General features: G+C 44.9%; 4 protein-coding genes. All 4 read right to left on the reverse strand.

Features of this window, described 5'->3' with window-relative positions; all coding sequences use genetic code 11:
* Positions 1-58 precede the first annotated feature (58 nt).
* The gene (locus AB4238_RS17845; protein ID WP_372034664.1) at positions 59-694 is read right to left on the reverse strand and encodes a hypothetical protein; all 636 of its coding nucleotides are present in this window, start codon (positions 692-694) and stop codon (positions 59-61) included.
* 302 nt (positions 695-996) lie between these two features.
* The gene (locus AB4238_RS17850; protein ID WP_372034665.1) at positions 997-2,265 is read right to left on the reverse strand and encodes a glutamate-5-semialdehyde dehydrogenase; all 1,269 of its coding nucleotides are present in this window, start codon (positions 2,263-2,265) and stop codon (positions 997-999) included.
* Positions 2,262-3,380, reverse strand: coding sequence for a glutamate 5-kinase (gene proB / locus AB4238_RS17855; protein WP_372034666.1), 1,119 nt, complete (start codon positions 3,378-3,380; stop codon positions 2,262-2,264). The genes AB4238_RS17850 and proB overlap by 4 nt, the downstream gene beginning before the upstream one ends.
* A 233-nt stretch (positions 3,381-3,613) precedes the next feature.
* The gene (locus AB4238_RS17860; protein ID WP_372034667.1) at positions 3,614-4,903 is read right to left on the reverse strand and encodes an NCS2 family permease; all 1,290 of its coding nucleotides are present in this window, start codon (positions 4,901-4,903) and stop codon (positions 3,614-3,616) included.
* Positions 4,904-5,857: the final 954 nt, after the last annotated feature.

Raw genomic sequence — 5,857 nt, forward strand, 5'->3', positions numbered from 1 at the left:
AACTGATCGGCATTAGGCAAACGCCGGTTTTTTATTCTTTAACGACAAGTTGAAGTTACTACAGTTTAGTAACGATAACCTCGCCAACACCGACATCAACGGTGAGTGATGCCTCGCCAGCCTGGTCATTGTTCGAGTATGACTGCGCCACTAAGCTTCTTTCAACAGCGAGGTTTTTACCCTGCTCACTGATTGATACATCACCCACTCCTGAATCAAGATCAATACTGCTATAGGTAACTTGATGTTCAACAACGGCACTGCCGACTCCCAACGAGATTTCAATATCATTAGTCATACCGCTAACTTCAATTGCGCCAACACCAACCTCTAATGACAATGCCGCTTGCTTTGGTAAATACACCGTCCACTGCTGCTCAATATTATCTTGCTCATTTAAACTAAGATTGAGTGCTTTGGTTGTTAGCTTTGACTCGATAGCAATATCACTAAGATCGGTATCACCCCAAAAGAACAGCCAATTGGTGTCTGAATCTTCAACGACTACTTCAATCTTTATCTCATTACTGTCAGTGGCAACAAACTTAGCTGAACCAATCCCCATATCAAAGCTTACCTGTTGGCCATCATATTGATAACTCTCGCTCAAGGTTCTGGTTGATGCAGCCATAGCTGCCGTTGATGTCATTGCCAATATAAGGAACAGTGTTGCGAATAAGCGGAAAGTCGTCATGGTAAAGTCCTTTTGATTATCTTTCATTTATTAATAATTGAAATGCAATCGACAGGCCAACTTTTATAACCTGCAAATTCAATAACTTAATATAGATCATTGACGTTGGGTAGATAAGGTTATGTTATTCCACACGAGTTAATAGCAATTCTGACCACTTCAGGTTTGAATCAACAGCCCACAACGAATATGAAATAGAGAGTTATCAGGGCAATAAAAAGGCCGCTAATAGCGACCTTTTGTGACCCGTAACGTTAAAACAAAGCTTCAATGCATTGCTGAGCAAGTTCAATAGCCAATGATTAACCTCTTACGGTGTAATCTCCCCAAGCCAACCACTTGTAAGTTGTTAATGCGTCCAGCCCCATCGGGCCGCGAGCATGTAACTTTTGAGTGCTGACCGCCACTTCTGCACCTAAACCAAATTCACCACCATCGGTAAAGCGAGTACTGGCATTGACGTAAACCGCAGCAGAATCGACCGCATTCATAAACTCGCTAGCGGTATGGATGTTGTCAGTCAAAATAGACTCAGAGTGACCACTTGAATACTGACGGATATGCGCCACGGCATCATTGAGGCTATCCACCACCTTAATTCCGAGGGTTAACGACAACCACTCAGTAGAATAACTCTCGTCGGTTGCCAACAAAACCTGCAGCTCATTGTTATCCATAATCGCTTGAGTTTGGCCGCAGCCATAAAAGCTAACGCCTTTAGCTGCAAGGTGCTTACACAATGCTGGAATAAAGTGCTTAGCATTAGCTTGGTGCACAAGTACCGTATCCAGTGCATTACACACTGTCGGCCGCTGCACCTTGGCATTTTCAATAACGGCTATCGCCTTTTCGAGATCGGCCTGTACATCAACAAACAGATGACAAATTCCGATGCCGCCCAAAATAACGGGAATAGTCGCTTGTTCAGCACATAAGCGCTGCAGATTCTGACCGCCTCGCGGTACGATCATATCTACATACTTATCAAGTTTAAGTAGCCCAGACACCAAGCTACGATCTGGATTATCGATTAGCTGTACGCAATCTTCCGGTAAGCCTTGCTCCGTCATGGCACTGCGGATCACTTTGCATAAGGCTTTGTTTGAGGCCAAGGTCTCTTTACCACCACGCAGAATAACCGCGTTGCCCGTTTTTAACGCGAGTACGGCAATATCAACAGTCACGTTAGGACGCGCTTCGTAAATAACACCAATAACACCGAGTGGTACACGGCGGCGAGACAAACGCAGGCCGTTATCAAGTACGCGGCTATCAATCTCACTGCCAACGGGATCGGTTAGGCCAATTACATTATCAATATCAGCGATCACGCTCAGTAAACGCGGTTCATCGAGCAACAGCCGATCGATCATAGCCTCAGATAAGCCATTAGCTTTTGCTTGCTCAACATCTTGTTGGTTGGCCGCAATAATGTCTGTTTTGGCATAGGTCAGTTTGCTAGCGATGCATCGCAGCAATGCCGTCTTTTGCTGGCCCGTTAGACTCGCTAGCGCGTAGCTTGCTTTCTTTGCTTGTTCACCTAACTTATTTAGAAATTCGCTATTACTCATAACACCACCATATCGTTGCGATGAACCACTGCGTCACCGTAATCATAACCGAGCACCAACTCGATGCTATCTGAATGTTTGCCCGCTATTAGGCCTAAATCTTTAGAGCTATAACGGCTCATGCCTTTGGCGCAGACTCTACCAGCACTATCTATTAACTCGACTGTATCACCGCGTTGGAACAAACCGTTTATCTCGGTAATGCCTTTCGATAGCAGGCTTTTGCCTTTATCCGTCACCGCGGCAACTGCGCCAGGATCGAGCTTAATTTGGCCTCGAGTTGCAGGGCCAGCCAAAATCCATTGTTTACGGCTTTCTAACGGATTTTTTAACGCAGTGAAATGAGTACCCACCGGTGTTGAACAGACCACTTTTTGAATCACATCTTTATGGTGTCCAGAAGCGATGACCACCTCAACGCCTGCACGGCGAGCGATATCAGCCGCCTCAAGCTTGGTTGCCATACCGCCTGTCCCCAAGCCTGAAACTGCGCCACCTGCCAGCATACGCAGGCTATCGTCAATATTAACCACTTCTGTAATTAGCTTTGCATTAGGGTCACTTCGAGGATCGGCATCAAACAAACCTTTTTGATCCGTCAGTAGGATAAGCATATCCGCATCACAAAGTAGCGCCGCACGTGCAGATAAGTTGTCGTTGTCACCCACTTTAATTTCCGTGGTCGCGACAGCGTCATTTTCATTAATAATCGGGATAATGCCGTTAGCCAGCAGCGCGTTTAAAGAGTCTCTGGCATTGAGATAGCGCTCTCTGTCGTGCAGGTCGGCGCGAGTTAGCAATAGCTGACCAACATGTAAACCGTAGATACTAAAAAGTTGCGACCAAGCTAAGATAAGCTGACTTTGACCAACCGCTGCTAATAATTGCTTACTTGCCATGGTATCGGGGAGTTCGGGGTAGCCTAAATGCTCTTTACCAGCGGCGATAGCACCTGAAGTGCAAAGCACGACTTCAACACCCGCTTTCATCAAACTTGCCATTTGGCGAGCAAGTTCAACTAAATGTGCTTTATCCAATTTGCGGCTGCCAGAAGTCAGCACGCTCGTTCCCAGTTTTACCACCACGCGGCGGTAAGCAATCTCACTTAAGTTCATTATTATCTAGCTAAAATACATTGAATAAACCTTATACCCAATCTAGGTTTGAATTGGTAGTGAGTACCCACAAAGAGCAGAAATAAATTAGATGAATTGGATATATCTCATATTATTGCCGCTTTACAGTAAGATCTGCAGCCCATTAACTTAGCTAGCGTACAAAAGGCAAAATAAAAGCCACTCAAGGTGGCTTCTGTAACGATCAACAATATTCGGCTGTTAACAAGCATTTAGCCATAGATGAATTTTGCCACAAACAGAGCGGCTAAAATTACCACGCCAAGGCTTAAATCTTTATAACGACCGCTCATCAGTTTTATCACCGCGTAAGAGATAAAGCCCATCGCAATACCTGTCGCGATAGAGAAAGTCAGTGGCATTAAAATACAAACCACCACCACTGGCGCCGCTTCAGTGATATCTTCCCACTCAACATGCACAAGGCCTGACATCATCAAAATGGCCACATAAAACAGTGTTCCTGCAGTGGCGTATGCAGGCACCATACCCGCAAGTGGCGAGATAAACAGTGAACCTAAAAATAGCAGTCCTACCACAACCGCTGTTAGGCCTGTTCTACCACCAGCGCTCACACCCGCTGTGCTTTCAATGTAACTGGTAGTGGTTGAGGTGCCGAGCATAGCACCTGCAATCGTGGCGGTACTGTCTGCGCTCAGCGCACGGTTCAGCCGTGGTAATTTGCCTTTGTCATCCAAGAAGCCACCGCGCTGCGCAACAGCAACTAAAGTGCCTGAAGTATCAAACAGATCCACAAACAAGAATGCAAAGACCACCGACAGCATGCTCACTTCGAGTACACTCGACAGATCCATCTTCATAAAGGTCGGCATAATTGAAGGCGGCATTGACGTTATGCCTTGGTACTGCACGTCGCCAAACAGCAACCCTAAGCCAGTCACTGCCAATATGCTAATAATCACCGCCGACTTCATCCCTCTATGCACCATGGCAATAATCAAGAAAAAGCCAAGAACAGCCATAACAGCAGGAAATGCAGTCACATCGCCCATAGTGACTAACGTGGCAGGACTCGCAACCACAATGCCCGCACTCTTAAGGCCAATTAGCGCTAAAAATAGACCGATACCGGCTGCAATACCTAAGCGTAATGAAATTGGAATACTATTGACTATCCACTCACGGATACGAACCAGTGAGAGTACTAAAAAGCAGATCCCTGAGAGGAAAACCGCGCCTAATGCAGTCTCCCATGTGTAGCCCATTTCACCCACAACCGTGTAAGTGAAAAAAGCGTTCAAGCCCATACCTGGAGCAAGCGCGATAGGATAGTTAGCGACAATCCCCATTATCAAGCAGCCAATCGCCGCCGCCAAACAGGTAGCCACAAACACAGCACCATGATCCATGCCCGCATCTGCAAGCATCATAGGGTTAACAAAAATAATATAAGCCATGGTTAAAAAAGTGGTTAAGCCCGCAACAACCTCTTGTTTTAACGACGTTTGGTTCTGTTTTAGTTTGAATAGTTTTTCTAGCATGGAACAAGGTTCCTTGATTTTTATTATGTAGGGTTAATACAGTTTTTACTGTCATATAAATGTTTACGAACTGTTAAGCACGCACATTTTTAGGCGATTATACGGTCAGATATTAAATGACGCTAGCGATTTACTTCAGCTTAGAAGCAGCTAATTTAAATAGTGTTTTTTGATGGGCAGACAAACAAAATTAAGCGGGTTACCCCAAAGAGTCTAAAAGCCAGTAAGGACTATGAGAATATATGGCAATGGGACATTATTTAGCTGCATTAAGCTTTTGCAAGTCGCCGTGAATATATCCCTATAGGCGCTGCTAAATCATCCATGATTTAGCAGCTTGCACAGCCCAAATCAGATAAATACCTAGCCAGCCCATTTTAGTCGGTAACTCACTTTTGTCGGATAGGCGGCACTTGTTACCAAGTGCCGCCTCCTAAGAACCGGACGTGCAACTTTCACTGCATACGGTTAAAGCTTCCACTAAGGCGTACTCTGTTACCCTGCACCTTACATAGCAGCCAAAAACAGGATCGAACCAAGAGTTTCGGCGTTTCTTTTTCCGTTTCCGCTGACTTAAGTAAGCTTCGTATTCGGGGTCGTAAGTTATGGCTGCACTCCTGATTTTCACATGTCTCTTTATCGGCGTTTGCGCTATCTAAACAAGATTAAAATGGCAGTCCATGTTGGCAATTTTCTGCCAGCCGTGGAATTGTCTTTTCTATTGCGCTAATGCATAAATTGGCAGCTATTTGATGCTATTAACTAAGTGCTATTAACTATGACTGTCTATGTGTTTAGTGTTTTTCTTTATCTTTTTTTGTTGCATTCTCCTCCGTAGCCACATTCACCAACTAGAAATTTGCTATTAACTATGACTGTCTATGTGTTTAGTGTTTTTCTTTATCTTTTTTTGTTGCATTCTCCTCCGTAGCCACATTCACCAACTAGAAATTT

Origin of the sequence: Shewanella sp. 10N.286.45.A1, from assembly GCF_041470405.1 — a bacterium.
GTDB lineage: Bacteria > Pseudomonadota > Gammaproteobacteria > Enterobacterales > Shewanellaceae > Shewanella.